This window comes from Aeromonas sp. 61P (assembly GCF_051919545.1).
GTDB lineage: Bacteria > Pseudomonadota > Gammaproteobacteria > Enterobacterales > Aeromonadaceae > Aeromonas > Aeromonas veronii.
Map to the genome: position 1 here is coordinate 3344619 of NZ_JBQBEL010000001.1, position 24104 is coordinate 3368722.

Genomic DNA, 24104 nt, shown 5'->3' on the forward strand with positions numbered 1-24104 from the left:
CGACACCGGCTGACCAACCCCTGCCCCAGTCGTGTGACGGAACCATTCGAAGGAGTTTGCAACCAGGATCGGCCGCCCCAAACCGGACAAGTGGAGGAACGACATCCGGGGAGAAAAACCATACCAAGGATCCAAAATGGACTGTGCAGCACGCAAAAACGGCTTGGAGCGGCGGCCAAGTTGTTTGATTTTTCTATCTAGCTGGAAGGCAATCATCAAGTTAAACAGAACAGAAATGAGCCACTTATTGACTAATTTATTGAGCCAGAGCCGGTTTTAGGCCCCTGCCCCTTCTGTTTTCTATCCCTCCGGTTAATATGTGCCACTTGGCAACCAGCTCCGTTTATGCCACATGATTTTTGAAAAAATTTATATAGAACTGTAATTTTTCAGTAAGGAATCAATAATGAATGTCGTTGGCGCAAGATGGTGGAAATTTGATTTTCATACCCACTCACCGGCTTCTTGTGATTATGGGAAGGGGGATCACGACTTAAGATATAATAAAAATCCTAGAGAGTGGTTGCTCGACTTTATCTCAAACAATATAGAGTGTGTAGCAGTAACAGATCATAACACCGGTGAATGGGTTGATAAACTAAAAGATGCCGCAGAAACTTTAAGATCGGAAGGGCATTCAATATATATTTTCCCAGGGGTTGAAATTACCGCAAATTCAAATATTCATATTATTGGAATTTTTGATCCTACATTCACTAGCTCCGATATAAGTGCTATCGTAGGTGCGACAAAATTCAGAGGGACAAAAGGTGATAGTGATGCGGTTGCCGAAGAAAGTGCAGAGAATATAATACGAGAAATAGTACGTTCGGGTGGCGTTGCAATTCCTGCACACATTGATATGAAAGCAGGCCTTTGCCAGATTACATCCTCTAACACCATCAAACAAGCATGTGAATTATCTAATGCGGTTGAAATTATTTATCCAGATAAAGACACCGAGCCAAGTAGATTGTCACGGTTTAATAATCTCGACCTTGATTTACCTTCAATAATTGGCTCTGACTCTCATCACCCTAATGATATTAATCGTGCTTATACATGGGTAAAGATGTCTACCCCTTCTATTGATGGTTTAAAATTAGCTTTAGTTGATGGAGTATCGTCTTTAATTCGTTCTGATGCAGAATCAGGGAATCCCAATCAATACTCCAGCACCACTCTACACTCTATCACAATAAAAAATACAAAGTATGCTGGCAGAAAATCACCTTTAGAAATAACTTTCAATCCATGGTTGAATTCAATTATTGGTGGCAGAGGAAGTGGCAAATCCTCTGTTCTTGAATTTATCCGAATAGGAATGGATAGAAGCAAAGATCTTACTTTATTAAAACCTGATAATGAAATCAGACGTTCATTTGAAAGCTTTATTAAAACATCGGCATCTAGAGAATCAGAGGGGGTCCTACTTGATGACTCTGAAATAAGCTGCATTTATATTAGAGACAATATCCAATACAAGCTGAATTGGAATAAGTCGACCAACTCTGTATCAATTTCACGTAAGGATAATGATTCATGGATTTTAGAAAATGGTGAAGCACACTCTAGGTTCCCAATTAAAATATTCAGTCAGAAGCAAATTTTTGATTTAGCCAAAAACCCTAATGCACTTTTAAAACTAATGGATGAGTCATCTATTGTTAAAAGTCAGCAATGGAAAATGGATTGGGAGGATAAATGCTCACACTTTCTTACATTAAGCAGTCAAATTAGAGAGTTGAAATCTAGACTATCCAATAAAGATATTTTACTCGGTCAGCTATCTGATGTTGAACAGAAATTAAAAACTCTAGAGAACTCTGAAAATAAAGAGATTTTTAGTTTGTTTCAACAATTCAGCACAAAGAGGTCTATCGTAGCGAAATTAGAAAGTGATGTTGAGCTGTTAGCTAAGGATTTAAATGTCTATTTAACCTCAGCTAAAACTCCTGAAATTGATAGTGATGTGTTTGATGTTCATGCTGATTCAGAACTTCAAATCATAGAGGAAATGAATCAACTTTCAGATAAAGTTACATTATTTAAAACCGCAATTGAGTCGGCAGGCTCTGAACTTGAAAATGAGCTTGTAAAATTCAAGCTGTGGTATGCTGGCAGTAGTTTTAATCGAAAGCACATTGATGTTTACAATAAATACAATGAATTAATGACAACATTAAACACAGGGAGTGAATAACCCTGCAGAATACTCTAAGTTAATAGATACGAAAAGCTCCTTAATTAAGTCAATTAATGAATTAACTGTTATTGAGTCAAAAATTGCTGACCTCAACCTTCAAATGAACTCTGCTTATGCCTCAATAGTAGAATTAAGAGGAAACCTTACTTATAACAGGTTACAATTTTTAAAAGAAAATATAAAAGAACAAAGTGGAATTAAAATTGAAATCACTCCTTTAGGTGATACTGAAAATATAGAGCATTCTTTTAGAGATGTGATTGGACGCTTAGATGGTGCATTCGCATCAGATATTTTTGACTCAGAGAAAAAGAGTGGATTTTTATACAAATTAAATCAATTGATGTTAAATCTTGAACCGAGAGATGATTTGTCTTTGAGGTTTTCAGCACTTCACGATTTCAAAGGAAAGCTATTTAATTTTAATTCCGGAGATATTCTTGGTGAGAAAGTTGGAAAGCGCTTTATTGACTTTATGGCTCAGCAGCAACCACAGAAATTTGATGAACTAAACTTGTGGTTCCCTGATGATAAGTTAACAATAAAGTTCTTCGATGGGAAAAGATATAAAGATGTATCTCAAGGATCCGCCGGTCAAAAAGCATCTGCTATTCTTTCATTTCTTCTTTCATATGGAACTGAGCCTCTCATTTTGGATCAACCTGAAGATGACTTAGATAATGGTTTAATTACAAATCTGATAGTGTCGAAGCTACATGAAAGCAAATCAAAACGTCAAATAATAGTTGTAACTCACAATCCAAACATTGTTGTGAATGGTGATTCAGAATATGTCATCGCTTTAGCGGATAAGGGCCAGATAATACAAACTGCATCTGGCGCGCTGCAAGAAATTAATGTTAGGAAAAATGTATGTGAAATTATGGAAGGTGGAGAGTTAGCACTTCAAAAAAGATATAAAAGAATGCTAACTATCTAAAAATAAAAATATAATCGCAAGGTGCTATAGAAAATATTGCACCTTGCATTTCACATCGAGACACCCACATAAAGCATTGCACCTCTTGCCTCTTTTAATACTTGATGCAATTCACTTCGTTCATTGCATCATACCCTTTTCTCCTTTAGGAAATAAAGACTCCATTGATACCCAACCCTCTCCCCTTTGCCATCCTGCCAGCATTTAATTAGTGATTACTTTATCGTCTATTTATTATCCATTTTGGTAAAAGAGAGTAGCCAAACCACTTCGCTAGATAAAACAAACAGTTGCCTGCATTGTCGCGGCCTATTTCAATCGCCGGATAATTAATTCCCTTACTCAAATTGAACTTTTGATTATTTATAACTGAGCATAGTCCCGCAGAGTGTGTGTCATTATAAGCTTAACGACAGATGAACAGACTGTGTCCCATGAAACGCATCTTTATATCCGATTAGCTCCCTTCCCATCGCAATCCTTTGATTTCCCCCGATGTTGTATCCACACATACCTGATGTGTTCGGGGCGATCTGCTGTGGCAAACGTGTAAACATCAAACTGACAAGATGAACTCATGAACTGTGATAAACAACAAGCCATGTCCGGCGTCATGCTGGCGGCGATTGGCGTAGTCTATGGCGATATCGGCACCAGCCCGCTCTATACCTTGCGCGAGTGCCTGTCAGGTCAATTCGGGTTCGGCGTCGAGCCGGCCTCCATTCTCGGCTTTCTCTCGCTGATCTTCTGGCTGCTGATCCTGGTGGTGTCGGTCAAGTACCTCTCCTTTGTGATGCGGGCAGACAACGCCGGCGAGGGTGGCATTCTCACCCTGATGTCGCTGGCGACCCGCAACGCCTCCACCCGCTGGACGCCATTGCTGATCATCCTCGGCCTGATTGGCGGCAGCTTCTTCTATGGCGAGGTGGTGATCACCCCGGCGATGTCGGTGATGTCGGCCATCGAGGGTCTGAGCATTCTCACCCCCGCCCTCGACCCCTATATCGTCACCCTCTCGGTGCTGGTGCTGACCCTGCTGTTTGCCATCCAGAAACATGGCACTGCCATGGTGGGCAAGCTGTTTGCCCCCATCATGCTGATCTGGTTTATGACGCTGGCGGTGCTGGGGCTGCGCGGCATCATCCACAACCCCGAGGTGCTGGGTGCGCTCAACCCCATCTGGGCGGTGCGTTTCTTTATCCAGTACCAGACCACCTCCTTCTTTGCCCTCGGCGCCGTGGTGCTGGCGATCACCGGGGTGGAGGCGCTCTACGCGGATATGGGCCACTTTGGCAAGAATCCAATCCGCCTCGCCTGGTTTATCGTGGTGCTACCCTCGCTGGTACTCAACTACTTCGGTCAGGGGGCGCTGCTGCTGAGTAACCCCGCCGCCATTGCCAACCCCTTCTTCCTGCTCGCGCCGAAATGGGCGCTGGTGCCGCTGCTGCTGCTGGCAACCATGGCGACGGTGATCGCCTCGCAGGCGGTGATCTCCGGGGTCTTTTCGCTGACCCGGCAGGCGGTGCGCCTCGGTTATCTCTCCCCCATTCGCATCGTTCACACCTCCGAGCAGGAGTCCGGCCAGATCTATATTCCGGTCATCAACTGGATGCTCTATATCTCGGTGGTGATCGTCATCATGAGCTTCGAGCACTCCAGCAATCTGGCGGCGGCCTACGGCATCGCCGTGACCGGCACCATGGTGCTCACCTCCATTCTCTCCTGCTCGGTGGCCAAGAACAGCTGGCACTGGAACAAGTATCTGGTGGCCATCCTGTTTGCCGCGCTGCTCTGTATCGACGTGCCGCTCTTTGCCGCCAACCTCGCCAAGATCTTCTCCGGTGGCTGGCTGCCGCTCACTCTGGGCGCGGTGATGTTCACCGTCATGACCAGCTGGAAGAGCGAGCGTTTCCAGCTTATTCGTCGCCTGAACGAGCACGGCAACTCCCTTGAGCCGATGATCGCCTCGCTGGAGAAATCCCCGCCGACCCGGGTGGCGGGCACTGCCGTCTATATGTCGCGGGTGGTCAATGTGATCCCCCATGCGCTGCTGCACAACCTCAAGCACAACAAGGTGCTGCACGAGCGGATCATCCTGCTCACCCTGCGGGTGGAGGATGTGCCCTACGTCCACAATGTGCGCCGGGTCTGCATCGAGCAGCTCTCCCCCACCTTCTGGCGGGTGGTGGCAAGCTACGGCTGGCGCGAGACCCCGAACGTGGAGGAGATCTTCCACCGCTGCAACGCCGAGGGGCTCAGCTGCCGGATGATGGAGACCTCGTTCTTTATGGCCCACGAGTCGCTCATCATGAAAGACCGCCCCTGGTATCTCTATCTGCGCGGCAAGCTCTTTATGCTGCTGCAGCGCAACGCCCTGCGCGCCCCGGATCAGTTCGAAATCCCGCCCAACCGAGTTATCGAGCTGGGTTCGCAGGTGGATATCTGATGGCGGGTTGATGGCCTTTTGATGGCATAAAAAACGTCAGCAAAAAGAGAGGGAGGCATTAGCCTCCCTCTCTTTTTCCGTTAACCCCGATTACCGCCCCCCTCATCCCCAGCCCTTCTCCCGCAAGGGGAGAAGGGGGCAAACCACGGCGCCCCCCATAGACATCCCACCGTAGGGTGCAACAAGCGCAGCGCCGTGCACCGCGAACATATTTGATAGCGGTGCAATTCACTGCGTTCTTTACACCCTGCTTATGCTGCGTTTTCCAAGGTGACGAACCCTCTTGGCGGCTTCGTCACAAGTGACGAACGTCACAGTTCGACAGCCATGCCAGCCCTTTCACCCAACCACACCAAGATTTTTATTTATTTAAAAACAGCAACTTAAAACCAATTTTGCTGCAAAAACCAATCTGGCCCGTATCTTGCCAACCTGCCCCTACTTTCTCCGTTCGCGACACGACAAGGTAGGCTATGAACCGCTTCGTTATCGCTGACCCCAAGCTTTGTATCGGCTGTGGCACCTGTATGGCGGCCTGCAGCGAGGTACACAAGGCGCAAGGTTTGCAGCAAGCCCCCCGTTTAACCGTTATACGACACGAGCAGGCGACCATGCCGGTTCAGTGCCGTCACTGTGACGATGCCCCCTGCATCAAGGTGTGCCCGGTCGAGGCAATTCGCCAGACCGGCGATTGCGTGCAACTCAACGAGTCGCTCTGCATCGGCTGCAATCTCTGCGCAGTGGCCTGCCCGTTCGGCGCCATCCAGAGCGGCGGCAGCCGTCCGGTGGCCATGGCCACCAGTTACGACACCTATATCCCCTGCTCCATCCGCTCCAGCAACCCCTCCACCTCCGCTGGCCTGCGCTGCTTTGGCGAGGATCTGCTGAGCTGGGAGCCGGGGGTGCGCAGCATCGCCGTCAAGTGCGACCTGTGCGAATTTCGCACCGACGGCCCGGCCTGTGTCGGAGCCTGCCCCTCCCAGGCACTGAAGCTGGTCAATGACGGCGACACCGAACGCGCCGCCCGTATCCGTCGCCAGCAAGCGGCCGACACCAACCCGCAAGGGGCCTCCGCCTTCTCGGCGCCTGCCACGGCGATCCCTGCCTCCGATTTATCCACCACAGAGGGAGTTCGCTGATGTTGTCCCCCCTTGTTATGGCCACGCTCCTGCTCTTTTTGCTGGGCGCTGCCGCCGGTTTGCTCCTGCAAAAGCTGCCCGCACTGGCCAACCGTCTCAACAGCGGTTTTGCCCTGCTGGGCTCGCTCGCGGGTCTGGTCGCCGCCATCCAGATCTTTGCCCAAGGCGCCCCCGTCGACGGCCAGCTCTGGCTGCTGGGCTCGGTTCATCTCGACATGCTGGCCGCGCTGATGCTGCTGGTGATTAGCACTGTCGGCGTCGCCGTCGCCCTCTACTCCTTTGCCTATATCCGCGAATATCAGGGCAAGGGCGATGTGGCCATCGGCGCGCTGATGAACCTCTTCCTCTTTGCCATGGTGGGCATGGTACTGGCCGACAATGCGCTCGGTTTCTTGCTCTGCTACGAGCTGGTGACCCTCACCACCTACTGGCTGGTCAAGACCAACCCCGAGGCCGCCAAACAGAGCCGCCTCTATCTGGTGATGAACCATATCGGCATGGCTCTGGTGCTGATCGCCTTCTGGCTGCTCTGCCGCGAAAGCAGCTCGCTGGAGTTCGCCGCGCTGCGCGAGCACCATCTGGCGGGCGCATTGGCCTCTCTGGTGTTCCTGCTCAGCTTCTGCGGCTTTGGCCTGCGCGCCGGTTTCGTGCCGCTGCACGGCTGGCTGCCGGTGGCCGAGCCCGTTGCGCCGTCCCATATCTCGGCGCTGATGTCCGGTGTGATGGTGAAGCTGGGTCTCTTTGGCATCTTGCGGGTCAGCATCGATTTTCTCGGCGCCAGCCAGCTCTGGTGGGGCTATGTGGTACTGATCTTCGGCGCCTGCTCGGCAGTGCTCGGGGTGCTGTTTGCGCTGGCCGAGCATGACCTCAAGCGGCTGCTCGCCTACCACACGGTGGAGAACATCGGCATCATCCTGATGGGGATGGGCATCGGCATGATCGGCATCGCCAACCAGCAGCCGGCGCTGGTGGTGCTGGGGCTGCTCGGCGCGCTTTATCACCTGCTCAACCACGCCATCTTCAAGAGCCTGCTCTTTATGGGCACCGGCTCTGTGATGTTCCGCCTGCACACTCGCGACATGGACAAGATGGGGGGCCTCGCCAAGCTGATGCCCTGGACCGCGCTGGCGTTCCTCATCGGTGCCATGGCCATCTCGGCGCTGCCGCCGCTCAACGGCTTTGTCAGCGAGTGGTTTATCTACCAGTCGCTGCTCTCCATGACCAAACTCGGCACCTCTGTCGTCGCGCCGCTCGCGGTAGTAATGCTGGCGGTGACCGGCGCCATGGCGGTGATGTGTTTCGTCAAGGTGTACGGCATCTGCTTCTGCGGCGCACCGCGCAGCGAACACGCGAGCCACGCCCGCGAAGTGCCGGGCACCATGGTGGCAGGCACCCTGCTGCTGGCCGCGGTCTGTCTGGTGCTGGGTCTGGGCGCCCCCTGGATTGCCCCCCATATCGCCAGCTATGGCCAAGCCTTGGTTGCCAGCCAAATGAGTGTCGCCACCGGCGCCACCCTGCTGCCACTCGATAGCAGCCAGGCGATCCTCTCCCCACCCGTTATCGCCATCACCTTGCTGGGTCTGTTCCTCATCCCGTTGCTGGTACTGGCCATCTTCAAGGGGCCCAAGCTGGGTCGTCGTCACGCTGGCACCCCGTGGGCCAGTGGTTACGCCTATGAGGAGCGCATGAGCCTTACCTCCGGCGGTGTCACCCACACCTTGCGCCAACTCTGCGCGCCGCTCTATCGCAAGCAGCCGCAGCTCGATCTGGCCAGCGCCCTGCACGGGGTGAGCGATACCAGCGGGACGACCGGCTGGCTGCTGCACGGCATTGTGCTGGCGCTCTTTATCCTGATGGCTGTAGGAGTCTGATATGCCTGTTCTTGAAATGCCGAGCTGGGGCATGGTTACCCTCGCCCTGACCCAGGCCATCGCCATGCTGGCGCTGGCGCCGCTCGCCACCGGTTTCAACCGGGTGCTGCGGGCCAAGATGCACTCCCGTCAGGGGCCGGGCCTGCTGCAGGATTACCGGGATATCGCCAAGCTCCTGCGCCGCCAGGAGGTGACCCCCGAGCCTGCCGGCATCCTCTTCAACCTGATGCCTGCGCTGCTGATCGCCGCCCTCTTGCTGGTAGGGATGGCACTGCCGACCCTGACTCACGAGTCCCCCTTCCCCATCGCCGGGGATCTCATCACCGATATCTATCTGTTCGCCATCTTCCGCTTCTTCTTCTCCCTCTCGGGGCTCGACAGCTGCAGCATGTTTGCAGGGATCGGTGCCCGCCGCGAGCTGACTCTCGGCATTCTGGTGGAGCCCATTCTGGTGCTCGCCTGCTTCATCATGGCGATGATGGTGGGCAGCTCGGATCTGGGCAATATCAGCAGTTATGTGGCGACCCAGCCGCTGGCCGCCCCCATCGCCACCCTGCTGGCCGGCGCCGCCTGCGCCTTCGCGGTGTTTGTCGAGATGGGCAAGCTGCCCTTTGACTGCGCCGAAGCCGAGCAGGAGCTGCAGGAGGGGCCGCTCACCGAGTATTCCGGTGCGGGCCTGGCCCTGCTCAAGCTCTCCATCGGCCTCAAGCAGCTGGTGGTGGTGCAGCTCTTTCTGGTGATTTTCCTGCCCTTCGGCAAGGCGGCCAACTGGAGTCTGCCCGCGCTCATCGGCGCGGCGCTGATCCTCGCCTGCAAGCTGCTGGTTGCCTTTGGGCTTGCCGGCATCATCGAAAACGCCATGGCCCGCACCCAGTTTGTGCGCACCCACAAGCTCACCCGCTACGCCTTGGGGCTGGCCCTGCTGGCGCTGCTCGCCTATCTGGTCGGGATCTGAATCATGCCCGCCAGCACAGCGACTTTTTCCGATTTCACCTTTACCGAATGCTCATTCCCGAACATTAAAGTGAGAACTGCATGACCATCGCCATTTCGGATCGCATCGGCTGCGACTACATCCAGCAGGTGCGAGCACAACTGCCCCACGCCATCGTCGACGAGGAGTGGCAAACCGCCGATCAGGCCACCATTACCGTCAAACCCACCAGTCTGGTCGAGACCGCCAGCCTGATCTTCCATCAGCTGGGGGGCTGGCTTCCGCTCTCCTTTGCCAATGACGAGCGCAGCCTCAACGGTCACTTCGCCGTCTACCACGTCTTCTCCATGGAGGGCGACACCAAGTGCTGGATCACCGTCCGGGTGCTGGTGGATGCCGATACCCAGGAGTACCCCTCCATCACCCCGACCATTCCGGCAGCGGTGTGGGGTGAGCGGGAGATCCGCGACATGTACGGCCTGCGTGCCATCGGCCTGCCGGACGAACGCCGTCTGGTGCTGCCGGACGATATCCACCCGCTGCGCAAGGACGCCATGGATTATCGCCAGCGCCCTATGCCCACCACCGACACCGAGACCTACCCCTTCGTCAACGAGCTCGGCAGTGATGCCAACCGCATCGTGCCGGTCGGCCCGCTGCACATCACCTCCGATGAACCGGGCCACTTCCGGCTGTTCGTCGATGGCGAAGACATCATCGATGCCGACTACCGCCTCTTCTATGTCCATCGCGGCATGGAGAAGCTGGCTGAAACCCGTATGGGCTACAACGAAGTGGCGTTTCTGACCGATCGGGTCTGCGGCATCTGCGGATTTACCCACAGCGTCGCCTACACCACCTCGGTGGAGAACGCCATGGGTATTCCGGTGCCGGAGCGGGCCAAGATGATCCGCGCCGTGCTGCTGGAGGTGGAGCGCCTGCACAGCCATATCCTCAACATCGGCCTGTCGAGCCACTTCACCGGTTTTGACACCGGCTTCATGCAGTTCTTCCGGGTGCGGGAGAAGTCCATGACCCTGGCCGAGCTGCTCACCGGCGCGCGCAAGACCTATGGCCTCAACCTGATTGGCGGGGTGCGCCGCGACATCTTCAAGGAAGATCGCATCAAGGGTGCCCAGCTGGTGCGCGAGCTCCGTGATGAGCTCAAACCCCTGGTGGCCATGCTGCTGGATACCGCCAACATCTCCTCCCGCCTCATCGGTATCGGCAAGCTCGACCCGCAGATTGCCCGCGATTTCAGCTGCGTCGGCCCCATGGTGCGGGCGAGCGGCTTCAAGCGCGACGTGCGTCGGGTTCACGACTTTGCCGGCTACCGCGAGCTGCCGATGGAGATCCAGACCAAGGCGGGTTGCGACGTGCAATCCCGGGTGCTGGTGCGCATCCACGAGCTCTACGACTCCCTCGACATGATTGAGTTCGGCCTGGAGCACCTGCCGGAGGGGCCGCTTTTGACCGAAGGGTTCACCTACCAGCCGGGCAAGTTTGCGCTGGGCTTTACCGAGGCGCCCCGCGGCGAGAACGTCCACTGGAGCATGACCGGGGACAACCAGAAGCTGTTCCGCTGGCGCTGCCGCGCCGCCACCTACGCCAACTGGCCCGCCCTGCGCTACATGCTGCGCGGCAATACCGTGGCGGATGCACCGCTCATCAGCGGCAGTCTGGATCCCTGCTACTCCTGTACCGACCGGGTCACTCTGGTCGACCCCAGGAAGGGCAAATCCACCGTGGTCTCCTACAAGGAGATCGAGCGCTACGGCATCGATCGCAAAAACTCTCCGCTGAAATAAGGGGTCATCATGATCAAGCTGTTCAAGACCATCCTCAAGGCTGGCACCCCAACCGCCAAGTACCCCTTCGCCCCTATTGAGGTGAACCGGGATTTTCGCGGCAAACCCAAATATCAGGCGGATCAGTGCATCGCCTGCGCCGCCTGCACCAAGGCCTGCCCGGCCAATGCGCTGGTGATGGAAGTGGACATGGAGACCGGCGAACGGCGCTGGGAGATCTCCATGGCGCGCTGCATCTTCTGCGGCCGCTGCGAAGAGGTCTGCCCGACCCGCGCCATCGCCCTCTCCCCCGAGTTCGAGCTGGCGGTGACCAACAAGGCCGATCTCTATGAGGAGGCCCGCTTCGCGCTGGCCCCCTGCACCCTGTGCGGCACCTACTTTGCCCCGAGCAAGCTGGTGGCGCTGGTGGAGGACACCCTCAAGCAGGCGGGCACACCGCTGGCCACCCCGGAGCGGCTGCACCACTGCCCCGACTGCAAACGAAAACAGAGCATGCTGAGCCAGCCTGACTCGGCCCTGATCACACCGATAGCCACACCGATGGCCGCACAAAAGGAGTGGATATGATGAGCAAGATCAAAGGCATAGAACCGGTTGTCGGCCATGCCCATACCCGCGCCGTGCCGCTGGCACAGGATCCCGAGATCACCAAACTCAAGAAGACCCTGCTCAAGGACATTCGCCGCTCGGCCTATGTCTACCGGGTCGATTGCGGCGGCTGCAACGCCTGCGAGATCGAGATCTTCGCCACCATCACCCCGCTGTTCGATGCCGAGCGTTTCGGCATCAAGGTGGTCGCCTCCCCCCGCCACGCCGACATCCTGCTCTTTACCGGCGCGGTGACCCGGGCGATGCGGGTGCCGGCCCTGCGTGCCTACGAGGCGGCGCCCGATCCCAAGATCTGCATCGCCTACGGCGCCTGCGGCTGTGACGGTGGCATCTTCCACGACCTCTACTGCGTATGGGGCGGCACCGACAAGATCGTGCCGGTGGATGTTTATATCCCCGGCTGCCCCCCCACTCCGGCAGCCACCATCTACGGCTTTGCGGTGGCGCTCGGTATGCTTGAGCAGAAACTCAAAGCCACCAGCCACGAAGTGCAACCGGGTGAGCGGGTCGAACTGCGCCACACCGGCATCCCCAACGAAATTCGGGTAATGATCGAGCGCGAAGCACGCCGCATGGCCGGCTACCGGCAGGGGCGGATCATCGCCGACGAGTTCATGGCCCTGCTCGAAGGGGCGACCCAGCAGGATGTGGATCTGCGCATCCAGAGCTACCTCGATCAGCACGACGATCCGCGCCTGGCGGAGATCGTCAACAACCTCGCAAACGCCTGCTCAACCGGGCGGCCGGCAAGGGAGAAGCGGTGCATGGCTGACGAGGTTTTCTTCTATCGACTCTCGCGCAAGTTCGTCGACGAGCAGTTCGACGTGCCGGAAGAGGCCAGGGAGGTGATGTACTACAGCCTCGCCATCGGCCATCACCTTGGCATCGTCGATTGCCTGCGAGCAGACCTGGTCTGCTCGCTGATCGGTTATCGCGACTGGGTGGCCAAGCTGCCAGAGGGAAGTGAAGCACGCCGCAAGATGGAGGGATTTCTCACCTTTGGCGAGATCACCATCTATCGCGAGCACTGCCATATGCTGGCCTGCGCCTTCGACCGACTGCGCAAAGCCGACAATCTGCTCGATGAGCAGGAGCTGGGCTGGACCAATACCTTTATGGATCAACTCACCGCCCTCTTTAACGACCCCCATATGTACCTGATGGTAAGGAGCCGCTGATGGGCTGCAATCTCGTGTTGACCGTGGGCAATGCCATGATGGGGGACGACGGTGCTGGCCCCTATCTCGCCGACAAGCTGCTGGCCGCCTCCCTGCCCGGCTGGATCCATATCGACTGCGGCATCGCGCCGGAAAATGTGGTCTACAAGGTGCGGGAGCTGCAACCGGAGCGGGTGGTGCTGGTGGATGCCGCCGAGATCGGCGAGAAGGCGGGAACCCTGCAGGTGATCCCCCCCGAGACCATCGCCGAGATGTTTATCTTCTCGACCCACAATATGCCGCTCAATTTCCTGATCGACGAGCTCAAGACCTTTATCCCCGAGGTGATCTTTGTCGGGGTACAACCGGCCATCGTGGCGTTCTCCTTCCCGATGACCGAGATGGTGAGCGAGGCGATGGATTATCTTTATCAGCATCTTGATGCCGCCAGGGATACCGGTCTGTTAATAGATAAACTGGATCAGTGGAATATTGCCAACGCCAAGCGGTGATTATTTAGCGAGTTGTTAACGACCGTTATTGACCGACGGTTCCGGCAATGTGATCGAGGCCCGATGTTAAATTAAAAACATCGGGCTAATTGTGCTGAATTTGATATAAAACAAGGTTCTTTGATTTTTTCAAAAAATCGCTAACTCTCGCTTTTTTATGACAAAAAAAGCGTTGCCAGTCACAGAAATTTGCCACAAAATGGCGACCGTTATGGAAGTTGATGGGGTCTGGTGGCCTCCTCGGTCTTCAAAACCGATGTGAGCCGAGAAGGCTTTGGCAGGTTCGATTCCTGCCTCTTCCGCCAAATTTATCTATTGAACAAATACTCTCCCGCTGAATTTTTCAGTCTGGATGTTATTTCCATTGTTTGTTCAATATGTTTGAAGTAATACTTCAAAAAAGGTGCTTGCCGCTTGCCAATATAATCCGAACTCAGGTTATCTCGCTGGCCAAAAATTAATTTATCAGCATCGATGCAGCATTAATTTATACCCGCTCATTGATGCACCCAGTTTGCAGTCATCCGCAAATCGCCAGCAGTGCCATAACCCGTCAGCTCGGCCTCTCTATCGGCAAACCGATGCGCATCCCGAACCCACGCACTGCACTGGTAATCCCATGCCGAACTCGTCTCACGCGTCAGCTATCCCCCACCGCCAGCCCGCATCAGGTACGGCTGCCGACGATTCACTGCCAGATTCACAGCAACAGCCCAGCCAGCAACCAACGCGCCGTTTGCCGCAAGTGGAACAGCTGCTGCAGCAACCCTTTCTCGCCGGGTTTATCGAAGCGCTGAGCCGCCCGCTGGTGACTCAGGCGGTGCGCGACACCCTGAGCGAGCTGCGCCAGAGCGAAGATTTTCGCCAGCACGGCGTCGCCCCCGAGCAGATCGAGGCGCTGATTGCCAAACGCTGCCAACAGCAGTTGCGCCAGCGTCAAACCCGGGTGATCAACGCCACCGGCACCCTGGTACATACCAATCTGGGGCGCTCACCGCTAAGTGTCGATCTGTGGGACGAGGTGCGCGACCTCAACACCGGCTACAACAATCTGGAGCTGGATCTCGCCACCGGCAAGCGCGGCGGGCGCAAGGGGCTGATCGCTCCCCTGCTAGGCTGCCTCACCCAGGCCGAGGATTCGCTGGTGGTCAACAACAACGCCGCCTCGCTTTTTTTGCTGCTGCAGGAGGTGGCCAAGGGGCGCGAGGTGATCGTCTCGCGCGGCGAGCAGATCCAGATTGGCGGCGGCTTTCGCATCCCCGACATTCTGGCCCTCTCCGGCGCCAAACTGGTGGAGGTGGGCACCACCAATATCACCACCGCCAAAGATTACCTCGATGCCATCACCGATCAGACCGCGCTGGTGCTGATGGTGCACAAGTCCAATTTCGCCATTCGCGGTTTTACCGAATCCCCCGATATTGGCGAGGTAGCCCGCGCCCTGCCCGAGCACGTGGTGCTGGCGGTGGATCAGGGCTCGGGCTTGACCACAGAGGAGTTTGCGCCGGATGAAACCTCGGTGCGCCAGTACATCAAGGCGGGGGCGGATCTGGTCTGCTACTCCGGCGACAAGCTGCTGGGGGGCCCGCAATCGGGCATCATCAGCGGCCGCAGCGACCTCATCAAGCGGCTGGAAAAACACCCCATGATGCGCACCTTCCGCCCGAGCCGCATCGTCTACTCCCTGCTGGAACGCCTGCTCATCCACAAGCTCAACAAGTCCCCCGTCGGCGAAGGCATCGCCCAGCGCACCTTAAGCAACCCGGCAGCCATGCAGGCGAGAGCCTCCCAGCTGATGGCCGCCCTGCCCGGCTGCTTTGTGCCGGTCCCCGCCCAGTTGGTGGTGGGCGGCGGCACCCTGCCGGACGAGTTCTACCCGGCCCCTGCGCTCGAATGCACCGACCCGCGTCCGGCCCAGCAGCTGCTCGATGCTCTGCGCGAACTCCCCGTCCCGGTCATCGCCACTGTGCGCCAGCAAAAGGTGCTGCTCAATATGGCCACCCTGCAGCCGGCGGAGATGGAGCTGTTGATCGCCCAACTCAGGGAGTTGCTGCAGCCCGCCCCGTTCAATGCAACAAATGCGACCGAGGAGCCCTGATCCCATGACCCCCTATCGCGCCGTTATCGGTCTTGCCGGCCACGTGGATCACGGTAAAACCCTGTTGATCAAGGCCCTCACCGGCATCACCACCGCCCGCGCCCACGAGCAGGCCATCGGCATGACCCAGGATCTCGGCTTTGCCCACTTCGACGACAGTCAGGGCAACACCTTAGGCGTCATCGACGTGCCCGGCCACGAGCGCTATATCCGCAACATGGTGGCGGGGCTCTGGAGTCTGGATCTGGTGCTGCTGGTGATTGCCGCCGACGAGGGGTGGATGCCGATGACCGGCGATCACCTGCGCCTGCTCAAGGCGATGGGGGTGCCGCGCCTCTTGGTCTGCATCAACAAGTGCGATCTGGTCTCCCCCGACGAGCTTTTACTGCTTGAAGAGAGTCTGCTGGAACGGGTGATGGACGAGAGCGGCATGGTGCCCGATATCGTCAGCGTCAGCGCCAAAACCGGCGAGAATATGACTGCCCTGCACACCGCCATCGTCTGCCAGCTGGGAGATATGGCTGAGCATCATGCTCCCCGCGAACAGGCCTCCCCGCGACTGTATGTAGACAGAGTCTTTACCGCCAATGGTACCGGCACTGTGCTCACCGGCACCCTGCAACAGGGCAGTCTCAAAGTGGGGGACAAGCTGCGCCTCTACCCCGCCGATCGGGAGGTGCAGGTGCGCTCCCTGCAGGCCTATCACCAGAGCGTCGACGAGATCGGCGCCGTCTGCCGGGTGGCGGTGGGCCTGAAAAAAGTGCCCCACAAGGAGGTGGCCCGCGGTCACTGCCTCACCAGCACTGTCGGCCAGTGCGAGGCGGCGACCCACCTTATCGTGCGACTCAACGCCGAGAGCCTGAGCGACAAGGCGCTACGCACGCAGGAGATCGAGGTGGCCCTTGGCAGCTGGCATGGCCGTGCGCGCTTTGTACCGATAAAAGAGACCCGGCTTGCGCGGCTGATCTTTGCCAGCCCCATCCCCTGCTTCTTCGGCCAGCCACTCGCCATCATTCGCCACGGCAGCAGCGAACTGCTGCACGGCGCCCGCATCGTCTGGTGCGGCGACATCCATCCCGCCAGACGCAAGGCGCTGCACGCCCTGCTGGGCGAGCTGCCAGATGAGCTCGATCACTACAACCCGGCCACCCTGCAGCTGGGGCTCAATGGCTATGTGCTGGCCAGCCGCTTTGACCAGCGGCCCGAACAGGTCACCCCTCTCGGTGACTGGCTACTGGATAGCTGCTGGCTGGCCCAGCGCCGCGACCAGTTGCTGGCCACCCTGGCCAGCGAACCGCTCAGCGCTGCGGAGCTCACGACCCGCTTTGGTATCGCCCTGCCGGTCATGCAAGCCCTGCTCCAGCAGCTCAAGAGCGAGCAGCTAATCCGCCTGCACCATGACAAGTGGCAGCCGGGCAGCGGCGAGTCGGAAGATGATCTGGGAGAAGAGGCACAGCTGGTGCTCAAGGTGGTGCGAGATCAAGGCAAGGAGGGGTACGAGCCCGGTAAACTGGGCCCCGGCGGCGTGGCGCTGGATCCCTTTATCACCCGCAAGCTGCCCGCGGCCCTGCAGCAGGCCTTGCAGCAGGCCTTGCAGCAAAAAGGTGCCCTGCAAAAGCAGCTTCGCAACCTGGCGCGACTCAAGTATCTGGTGCAGCTCGATGGCCCCATCTACTACGACGCCGCCCTTTACAACCAGATGGTCGCCGCCGTGCTGGCGGGCCATCAGGTGGGAGATCTGATCGACATGGCATCCTTCAAGGAGATCACCGGCTTGTCGCGCAAATACGCCATTCCGTTCTGCCTGCGCATGGAGATGGATGGCTGGGTGCGGCGCGAGGAGAACGAGCGCCGGGTGCTGCGTTTGCCAGCCACTCAAGATGAGATGGAGCCGGCATGAGCGCCACCATTGCCCCCTCTGGCTCTGCCAATCCTGTGACCAACAGGCTGCGCCGCGAATTTCATATCGACGGTATCGTGCAGGGGGTCGGCTTTCGCCCCTTCGTCTATGGACTGGCACTGCGCCACGGCCTTGCCGGTTATGTCTTGAACGATGCCAATGGCGTCACCATAGGTGCCGAGGGTTCCCCCGAGCAACTGGCCAGCTTTGCCCGCGAACTGCGGGAACTGGCACCACCGCTGAGCCGTATCGATCATTTCAGCGAACGGGAACTGCCCTTCGCTCATGATCCCGACTACAACGGCGCCTTTCATATCAAAGCCAGCCAGCAGCAGAGCGCCGCCACGGTCGCCATCTCGCCGGATCAGGGGATGTGCGAGGCGTGCGCCAACGATGTGGCCAACCCCAAAGATCGCCACCACCACTACCCCTTTACCAACTGCACCCACTGCGGTCCGCGCTACACCATTATCCGCCGCCTCCCCTACGACCGCCCCCACACCGCCATGGCCGGCTTTGCAATGTGTCCGCGCTGCGCGGCGGCCTATGAAAACCCGCTGGACAGACGCTACCACGCCCAGCCGGTGAGCTGCCCCGAGTGCGGGCCGCATCTGACCTGGCGCAGCGGTCGCGGCGATGCCCTGGCCGAGCGCGAGGATGCCCTGCTCGAAGCCGCCCGCGCCCTGCAAGCGGGAGCCCTGATTGCGGTCAAGGGGATGGGGGGTTATCACCTGATATGCGATGCCCGCAATGAACGGAGTGTGGCCAGATTGCGAACGCTCAAACGGCGCGCGCGCAAGCCGCTGGCGGTGATGATGGGCTCCCTTGCCGAGGCCAAACTGCATGTCACCGGCTGCGAGGCAGAGTGGAAGCTGCTCGCCTCTCAGGCCAGACCCATCACCTTGCTGCGCAAGCGCATTAACGATGATCGGCACTCAGAATCCCTACTGACAACCGCGCCGCTGGCCGAGGGGATCGCCCCCGGCATCCCCTACCTTGGGGTCATGCTCCCCTATACCCCGCTCCATCAGCTGCTGCTGGACGCGTGCGCCATGCCGCTGGTGGCCACCAGCGCCAATGGTCGCGGCAGCCCAATCCTTATCGAATCCGAGGTGGTGGTCAGGGAGCTCGGCAGTGAGATTGACGGCATCCTGGATCACAATCGCCCCATCCTGCACCCCTGCGACGACAGTCTGGTGCAGTGGGCAGGCGGGCGACGCCAGACGTTGCGCCTCGCCCGGGGCTATGCCCCCTGCACCCCCAGCCTGCAAGAGGCGGTCAAGGTACCGCTCTTGGCGGTCGGGGCGCAGCAGAAGAACCAGCTGGCGCTTGCCTTCAGCCGCCAGCGCATCTACAGCCCCTATATCGGCGATCTGCATAGCCTGCCGATGCAGGAGCACTTTGAGCAGACCCTGGCGACCTTTCGCGACCTCTACGATCTCAAGCCAGAACTGCTGGTGTCGGATCGCCACCCGGGCTACCTCAGCCATCAGTGGGCCAAGGGCTATTGCCGCAATCAGGGGGTGACCCACCTCGAGGTGCAGCACCATCACGCCCACCTGCTGGGGGTGATGGCCGAGCACAACATCACGGGCCCGGTGCTGGGGGTTGCCTTCGATGGTACCGGCCTTGGCGATGACGGCACCCTCTGGGGCGGCGAGCTGCTGATCGCAGACGTTCAGGGATTTGAGCGGGTTGCCCACCTTGCCCCCTTCAAGCTGATCGGCGGCGAAGCGGCGATCCGCGAGCCGGTGCGCCAGCTGCTGGGGCTGCTGTTTGAATCGCACAGTCCTGAGGAGATCCGCGCCCTCGATATTCCGCTGATCAACAAGTTGCCAGCTGAACGGATCAGCAATCTGCACCAGCTCTGGCAGTTGGGTCGCAACGCCCCCTACACCAGTTCCATCGGGCGGCTGTTCGATGTGGTGGCAGCGCTCTTGGGGGTGATCGACACCCCGGATTACGAGGGCGAAGCGGGACTCTTGCTAGAGGCGGCTGCCTTGCAGCTGACCCCCGATGAACAGCCCTTCCCCCTCGCCTTTGATCTCAGCCAATCAGCAGAGGGGCCACTGCATATCGAGTGGGCCGAGCTCATCAATACCCTTGTCAGCGAGCGGCGCCAAGGCACCTCCACCGCCAGCCTGGCCGCCGGTTTTATCCGCGCCATCAGCGCTCTGGTCATCGCTCTGGCCGAGCGCTTCCCCGGCTATCCGGTGGTACTCGGGGGCGGCGTCTTTCAAAACCGGGTGCTGATGGATCAGCTGGTGCCCGCGCTCGAAGCCGCCGGTCGGCAGGTATTGACCAGCGAAACCCTGCCGCTCAATGACGGTGGCATCGCCGCCGGTCAGCTCTGGTTTGCCATCCACCATCTTGCCACGCACCAGCCTGCCACAGCCGGTTGTGCCACCTTGTCGGAGTCCTGAAATTCATGTGTCTATCCATCCCCTCTCAGGTGGTGCAACTGCACCCCGAAGATAACTGCGTCACCGTCGACACCCTTGGGGTGCAGCGGCGCGTCAGCTGCATGCTGCTCGAAGAGCCTCTCCAGGTGGGCGACTATGTGCTGCTCCATATCGGCTTTGTGATGAGCAAGATTGACGAAGAGGAGGCGCAGGCCAGCCTCGAGAGCTTCCGCCAGATGGTGGCCCTGATGCCCAAGCAGGATATCTTGCCATGCTGACCTTGAATGATCTGTTTCAGGGCTTTCGCCAGCCCGAGGTGATCCGCGCCCTCGCCGCCCAAATTAATGAACTCGCCAAAGATCTCCCCGAGCCGCTGCGGGTGATGGAGGTGTGTGGCGGCCATACCCACACCATCATGAAGTACGGCCTGCACCAGTTGCTGCCGGCCAGCATCGAGTTTGTCCACGGCCCCGGTTGCCCGGTCTGCATCATGCCCAAAGAGCGCATCGATCAGGCCATCGAGCTGGCGAGCCAGCCCAGCGTCATTCTGGTCACCCTGGGGGACATGATCCGGGTGCCGGGATCCAGGGGCACGCTGGCCCAGCAACGGGCCAAGGGGAGCGATATCCGCCCGGTCTATGACCCCCTCGATGCCCTGCGTATCGCCAAAGAGCATCCGGAGAAAACCGTGGTCTTCTTCGCCATCGGTTTTGAGACCTCCACCCCGATGACAGCGGCACTCTTGGCTGCCGCTGAAGCTGAGGGGATTGAGAACCTGCTGTTTCATATCAACCATGTGCTGGTGCCCCCCGCCATTCATGCGGTGATGGCTGACGGGGTGGCCAAGGTGAACGCCTTTATCGGCCCCTCCCACGTCAGCGTCATCACCGGCGCCGATATCTACCTGCCCATCGTCGATCGTTATCAGGTACCGGTGGTGGTGAGTGGCTTCGAGCCGGTGGATGTGATGGAGGCACTCTTGATGATGGTGCGCCAGAAGGTGGAGGGTCGCTACGCGCTGGAGGTGCAATACAGCCGCGCCGTCACCGCCAGCGGCAATAAAGCCGCCCAGCGGCTGGTCGAGCGCTTTTTCGAGACCCGCGAGCACTTTCGCTGGCGAGGCCTCGGCGATATCAACGCCTCCGCCCTGCGCCTGCGCGATGCCTTTGCCAAACGTGATGCGGAGCGCCACTTCGCGCTCAATCAGACTCCCATCGATGACCACAAGGCGTGCCAGTGCGCCGATATCCTGCGCGGCCTGGCCAAACCGAACCAGTGCAAAGTCTTTGGCCGGGGCTGCACCCCGACCCAGCCCATGGGCAGCTGCATGGTCAGCTCCGAAGGGGCCTGCAATGCCTACTACCGATATATGGGGATCCAATGAGAGAAATTCAGTTAAGCCACGGCGGCGGCGGTGTAGAAATGAACCAGCTGATCAATCAGCTCTTCTTTCGCCACTTTGGCAACGAGATCCTGCTGCGCGGTGAAGATGCTGCCCTGCTGCCGGTAAACGGCCCCGTAGCCTTCACCACCGACAGCTTTACCGTCTCGCCGCTCTTCTTCGAGGGGGGGGATATCGGCAAGCTGGCCATCGCCGGTACGGTCAACGATCTCGCCATGATGGGGGCCAAGCCCGAGTATCTGAGCTGCAGCTTTATCATCGAGGAGGGGTTCCCCTACGCCGATCTCGCCCGCATCGTCGAGTCGATGGCGGCCGAGCTTGCCAAGAGCGGCGCCCGCATCGTCTGCGGCGACACCAAGGTGGTGCCCAAGGGGGCGGCCGACAAGATCTTTATCAACACCAGCGGGGTCGGTACCTTCCCGCGGCCTGAACAGAGCCGGGGCATCTCGGTACGCAACCTCAAGGCCGGTGACGCCATTCTGGTGTCGCGGGATATCGGCAGCCACGGCGCCTGCATCCTGATGGCCCGTGACGCCCTGCAACTAGGATCCGATCTCAAGAGCGACTGCACCACCCTCTGGCCGCAGGTCGAAGCGCTGCTGCAGGCTGGCATTACCCCTCACGCCCTGCGCGACGCCACCCGCGGTGGCCTTGCCGCCGTGCTCAACGAGTGGAGCAGCGCCTCCGGTGTTGCCATCGAGCTGGAGGAGTCCGCCATTCCGGTGTGCGATCCGGTGCGGGGCCTCTGCGAGCTCTACGGTTTCGAGCCCCATGATCTCGCCAACGAGGGAACCATGGTGCTGGCCCTGCCTGCCGAGCAGGCGCAGGACGCACTGGGCATCTTGCGGCAATTCAACCCCGCCGCCAGCCAAATCGGCGTGGTGCAGGCGAGCGATCGCCACAAGGTGATCCTCAACAACCCCTGGGGCAGCCGCCGTTATCTGGAGCTGCCGCAAGGTGAGCTGCTGCCGCGGATCTGTTGAGCAGCCATGCCGTTCCGTCATTTACAGGGAGGAGTCACTACTCCTCCCCATATCGGTTAAGGAGCCACCATGCACGAAATGTCTCTGGCCATGGCCGCTATCGATCTGGCAGCCGAACAGGCCACCCAGCGGGGCTTTACCAGGGTGACCGCCCTCTGGCTCGAGGTCGGCAGCTTCTCCTGCGTCGACCCGGACACCATTGCCTTCTGTTTCGAGGCGGCCGCCAAGGGCACCGCCGTCGAAGGGGCCCAGCTGCACTTTCAGCGCCAAGCGGCAGAGGCTTGGTGTTACGACTGCAACCAGACGGTCACCCTCACCGAGCGCGGGCAGGCCTGCCCCGAGTGTGGCGGATACAAATTACGAGTCGCGCAGGGTGATAGCCTGCGCATCACCGACATCGAGGTAAGTTGATATGTGTAGCATATGCGGATGCGGCCAGGCGCGAATCGCCGGCCATGAGCACGATCATGAGCATCATCACGAGCATGAACATCACCATGAACATGGTCATGAACACGACCATCATCATGCTCATAACGCCCATCACCATCATGATCACGAGCAGAGTGCACCGCGCACCCTGATCATTCACCACCACTACCACCATCAGGGGGATGTCCATCACCACTACCACGGGGTACGGGCTCCCATAAGCCATGAGGGGCATGATCAGCCCTATGAGCACCATCATGATCACCCCCACCACCATCATCATGATCATGCCCACTCTCATGACCACGGCCATTCCCACGCGCATCCCCATGATCACAGCCATGACCATGACCATGACCATGACCACCAGCAGGGTGATCTGCACTACGGCAAAGGGGAAGCGGGACTGTCGGTGCCCGGCATGGGGCAGCGCCAGCTGATCGCCATCGAGATGGATGTGCTGGCCAAGAACAATGCGCTGGCCGCCCACAACCGCGAGCACTTCACAACCGCCGACCAGCTGGTGCTCAGTCTGGTCTCTAGTCCGGGGTCAGGCAAAACCACTTTGCTGTGCGAAACCCTGCGCCTGCTAGCCGAAAAACGCCCCTGCGCGGTGATCGAAGGGGATCAGCAGACCAGCGCCGATGCGGATCGCATTCGTGCCACCGGCGTCCCTGCCGTGCAGATCAACACCGGCAAGGGCTGCCATCTGGACGCCAAAATGGTTCACGACGCCTGCCACCAGCTGCCCGCCAATCAAGGGGGCATCCTCTTTATCGAGAACGTGGGTAATCTGGTCTGCCCCGCCAGCTTCGATCTCGGCGAGAAGTACAAGGTGGCGATCCTCTCCGTCACCGAGGGGGAAGAGAAGCCGCTGAAATACCCGGACATGTTTGCCGCCGCCCAGCTGATGGTGATCAACAAGATCGATCTGCTGCCCTACGTCAGCTTTGACGTGGCCCGCTGCATCGAGAACGCCAAACGGGTCAACCCCTATATTCAGGTGATCCAGGTCAGCGCCACCACAGGCGAAGGGATGGATGCCTGGCTTAACTGGCTGGCCACGGCCTGAACCAGAACCGGTTAAATGCCGCTGATAACGGTAGAAAACAAAAGAGGGAGGCTGATGCCTCCCTCTCTTTTATCTGCGCGCTTTGCCAACGATTCTCTCTGTATACAGAATGGCCAACGTTTCATACTCGCGCCCCCTCACCTTGGCCCTCTCCCCAGGGTGAGGGAATCGGTTTGTGGATGCCGCGGCTATA

General features: G+C 58.3%; 16 protein-coding genes, 1 tRNA gene and 3 pseudogenes. 19 read left to right on the forward strand and 1 reads right to left on the reverse strand.

The window, feature by feature from the left end:
* The first annotated feature begins 406 nt into the window (after positions 1-406).
* From ACTG2O_RS15790 to hypA, 18 genes and pseudogenes are all read left to right on the forward strand, one after another.
* A pseudogene (locus ACTG2O_RS15790) lies at positions 407-3146 on the forward strand (TrlF family AAA-like ATPase).
* A gap of 577 nt (positions 3147-3723) precedes the next feature.
* A complete protein-coding gene (gene kup, locus ACTG2O_RS15795) occupies positions 3724-5592 on the forward strand; it encodes a low affinity potassium transporter Kup (RefSeq protein ID WP_024944982.1) in 1869 nt (622 codons plus the stop codon).
* A gap of 473 nt (positions 5593-6065) precedes the next feature.
* Positions 6066-6731, forward strand: a complete 666-nt coding sequence (locus tag ACTG2O_RS15800) for a 4Fe-4S dicluster domain-containing protein (RefSeq protein ID WP_439976300.1) — start codon at positions 6066-6068, stop codon at positions 6729-6731.
* On the forward strand, positions 6731-8602 hold the full coding sequence (gene hyfB, locus ACTG2O_RS15805) for a hydrogenase 4 subunit B (RefSeq protein ID WP_439976301.1): 1872 nt from the start codon (positions 6731-6733) through the stop codon (positions 8600-8602). Before ACTG2O_RS15800 ends, hyfB begins: the two co-directional genes overlap by 1 nt.
* 1 nt (position 8603) lies before the next feature.
* Positions 8604-9557 carry a respiratory chain complex I subunit 1 family protein gene (locus ACTG2O_RS15810; protein WP_439976302.1) on the forward strand — a complete coding sequence of 318 codons (954 nt, stop codon included), beginning with the start codon at positions 8604-8606 and terminating at the stop codon, positions 9555-9557.
* 80 nt (positions 9558-9637) lie between these two features.
* A complete protein-coding gene (locus ACTG2O_RS15815; RefSeq protein WP_439976303.1) occupies positions 9638-11344 on the forward strand; it encodes a hydrogenase large subunit in 1707 nt (568 codons plus the stop codon).
* A gap of 9 nt (positions 11345-11353) precedes the next feature.
* The gene (locus ACTG2O_RS15820; RefSeq protein ID WP_439976304.1) at positions 11354-11911 is read left to right on the forward strand and encodes a formate hydrogenlyase complex iron-sulfur subunit; all 558 of its coding nucleotides are present in this window, start codon (positions 11354-11356) and stop codon (positions 11909-11911) included.
* A pseudogene (locus ACTG2O_RS15825) lies at positions 11911-12725 on the forward strand (NADH-quinone oxidoreductase subunit B family protein). Before ACTG2O_RS15820 ends, ACTG2O_RS15825 begins: the two are co-directional and overlap by 1 nt.
* Positions 12718-13131 carry a formate hydrogenlyase maturation HycH family protein gene (locus tag ACTG2O_RS15830; RefSeq protein WP_071910396.1) on the forward strand — a complete coding sequence of 138 codons (414 nt, stop codon included), beginning with the start codon at positions 12718-12720 and terminating at the stop codon, positions 13129-13131. The pseudogene ACTG2O_RS15825 and the gene ACTG2O_RS15830 overlap by 8 nt, the downstream one beginning before the upstream one ends.
* Entirely contained in the window at positions 13131-13622 is a 492-nt protein-coding gene (gene hycI / locus ACTG2O_RS15835) for a hydrogenase maturation peptidase HycI (protein WP_439976305.1), read from the forward strand. The genes ACTG2O_RS15830 and hycI overlap by 1 nt, the downstream gene beginning before the upstream one ends.
* A gap of 213 nt (positions 13623-13835) precedes the next feature.
* Positions 13836-13927 (forward strand) — tRNA-Sec (locus ACTG2O_RS15840).
* Positions 13928-14241: 314 nt separating this feature from the next.
* The gene (gene selA, locus ACTG2O_RS15845) at positions 14242-15720 is read left to right on the forward strand and encodes an L-seryl-tRNA(Sec) selenium transferase (protein ID WP_439976306.1); all 1479 of its coding nucleotides are present in this window, start codon (positions 14242-14244) and stop codon (positions 15718-15720) included.
* Between the two features lie 4 nt (positions 15721-15724).
* A complete protein-coding gene (selB, locus tag ACTG2O_RS15850) occupies positions 15725-17620 on the forward strand; it encodes a selenocysteine-specific translation elongation factor (protein WP_439976307.1) in 1896 nt (631 codons plus the stop codon).
* The gene (gene hypF, locus ACTG2O_RS15855; RefSeq protein WP_439976308.1) at positions 17617-20043 is read left to right on the forward strand and encodes a carbamoyltransferase HypF; all 2427 of its coding nucleotides are present in this window, start codon (positions 17617-17619) and stop codon (positions 20041-20043) included. Before selB ends, hypF begins: the two co-directional genes overlap by 4 nt.
* Before the next feature lie 5 nt (positions 20044-20048).
* Positions 20049-20300 carry a HypC/HybG/HupF family hydrogenase formation chaperone gene (locus tag ACTG2O_RS15860; RefSeq protein WP_040065728.1) on the forward strand — a complete coding sequence of 84 codons (252 nt, stop codon included), beginning with the start codon at positions 20049-20051 and terminating at the stop codon, positions 20298-20300.
* Entirely contained in the window at positions 20294-21406 is a 1113-nt protein-coding gene (gene hypD, locus ACTG2O_RS15865) for a hydrogenase formation protein HypD (RefSeq protein ID WP_439976309.1), read from the forward strand. The genes ACTG2O_RS15860 and hypD overlap by 7 nt, the downstream gene beginning before the upstream one ends.
* Positions 21403-22407 carry a hydrogenase expression/formation protein HypE gene (gene hypE, locus ACTG2O_RS15870; protein ID WP_439976310.1) on the forward strand — a complete coding sequence of 335 codons (1005 nt, stop codon included), beginning with the start codon at positions 21403-21405 and terminating at the stop codon, positions 22405-22407. Before hypD ends, hypE begins: the two co-directional genes overlap by 4 nt.
* Before the next feature lie 69 nt (positions 22408-22476).
* Positions 22477-22818 (forward strand): hydrogenase maturation nickel metallochaperone HypA, encoded by a 342-nt coding sequence (hypA, locus tag ACTG2O_RS15875; RefSeq protein WP_439976311.1) that lies wholly within the window; start codon positions 22477-22479, stop codon positions 22816-22818.
* Here the strand turns inward: hypA and ACTG2O_RS15880 are convergent.
* Entirely contained in the window at positions 22796-23224 is a 429-nt protein-coding gene (locus ACTG2O_RS15880; protein ID WP_439976669.1) for a hypothetical protein, read from the reverse strand. The two genes, hypA and ACTG2O_RS15880, sit on opposite strands and share 23 nt — an antisense overlap.
* Here ACTG2O_RS15880 and hypB point away from each other — a divergent pair.
* Positions 23138-23911, forward strand: a pseudogene (gene hypB / locus ACTG2O_RS15885) (hydrogenase nickel incorporation protein HypB); the annotation flags it as partial. The gene ACTG2O_RS15880 and the pseudogene hypB sit on opposite strands and share 87 nt — an antisense overlap.
* Positions 23912-24104 lie beyond the last annotated feature (193 nt).

Coding starts and splice junctions, on each gene's coding strand:
- hyfB (WP_439976301.1), top strand. CDS start 6,731: ATGTTGTCCCCCCTTGTTATGGCCACGCTCCTGCTCTTTTTGCTGGGC.
- ACTG2O_RS15815 (WP_439976303.1), top strand. CDS start 9,638: ATGACCATCGCCATTTCGGATCGCATCGGCTGCGACTACATCCAGCAG.
- ACTG2O_RS15830 (WP_071910396.1), top strand. CDS start 12,718: ATGGCTGACGAGGTTTTCTTCTATCGACTCTCGCGCAAGTTCGTCGAC.
- ACTG2O_RS15820 (WP_439976304.1), top strand. CDS start 11,354: ATGATCAAGCTGTTCAAGACCATCCTCAAGGCTGGCACCCCAACCGCC.
- hypD (WP_439976309.1), top strand. CDS start 20,294: ATGCTGACCTTGAATGATCTGTTTCAGGGCTTTCGCCAGCCCGAGGTG.
- hypF (WP_439976308.1), top strand. CDS start 17,617: ATGAGCGCCACCATTGCCCCCTCTGGCTCTGCCAATCCTGTGACCAAC.
- ACTG2O_RS15800 (WP_439976300.1), top strand. CDS start 6,066: ATGAACCGCTTCGTTATCGCTGACCCCAAGCTTTGTATCGGCTGTGGC.
- ACTG2O_RS15860 (WP_040065728.1), top strand. CDS start 20,049: ATGTGTCTATCCATCCCCTCTCAGGTGGTGCAACTGCACCCCGAAGAT.
- selB (WP_439976307.1), top strand. CDS start 15,725: ATGACCCCCTATCGCGCCGTTATCGGTCTTGCCGGCCACGTGGATCAC.
- selA (WP_439976306.1), top strand. CDS start 14,242: ATGCCGAACTCGTCTCACGCGTCAGCTATCCCCCACCGCCAGCCCGCA.
- hypA (WP_439976311.1), top strand. CDS start 22,477: ATGCACGAAATGTCTCTGGCCATGGCCGCTATCGATCTGGCAGCCGAA.
- hypE (WP_439976310.1), top strand. CDS start 21,403: ATGAGAGAAATTCAGTTAAGCCACGGCGGCGGCGGTGTAGAAATGAAC.
- kup (WP_024944982.1), top strand. CDS start 3,724: ATGAACTGTGATAAACAACAAGCCATGTCCGGCGTCATGCTGGCGGCG.
- hycI (WP_439976305.1), top strand. CDS start 13,131: ATGGGCTGCAATCTCGTGTTGACCGTGGGCAATGCCATGATGGGGGAC.
- ACTG2O_RS15810 (WP_439976302.1), top strand. CDS start 8,604: ATGCCTGTTCTTGAAATGCCGAGCTGGGGCATGGTTACCCTCGCCCTG.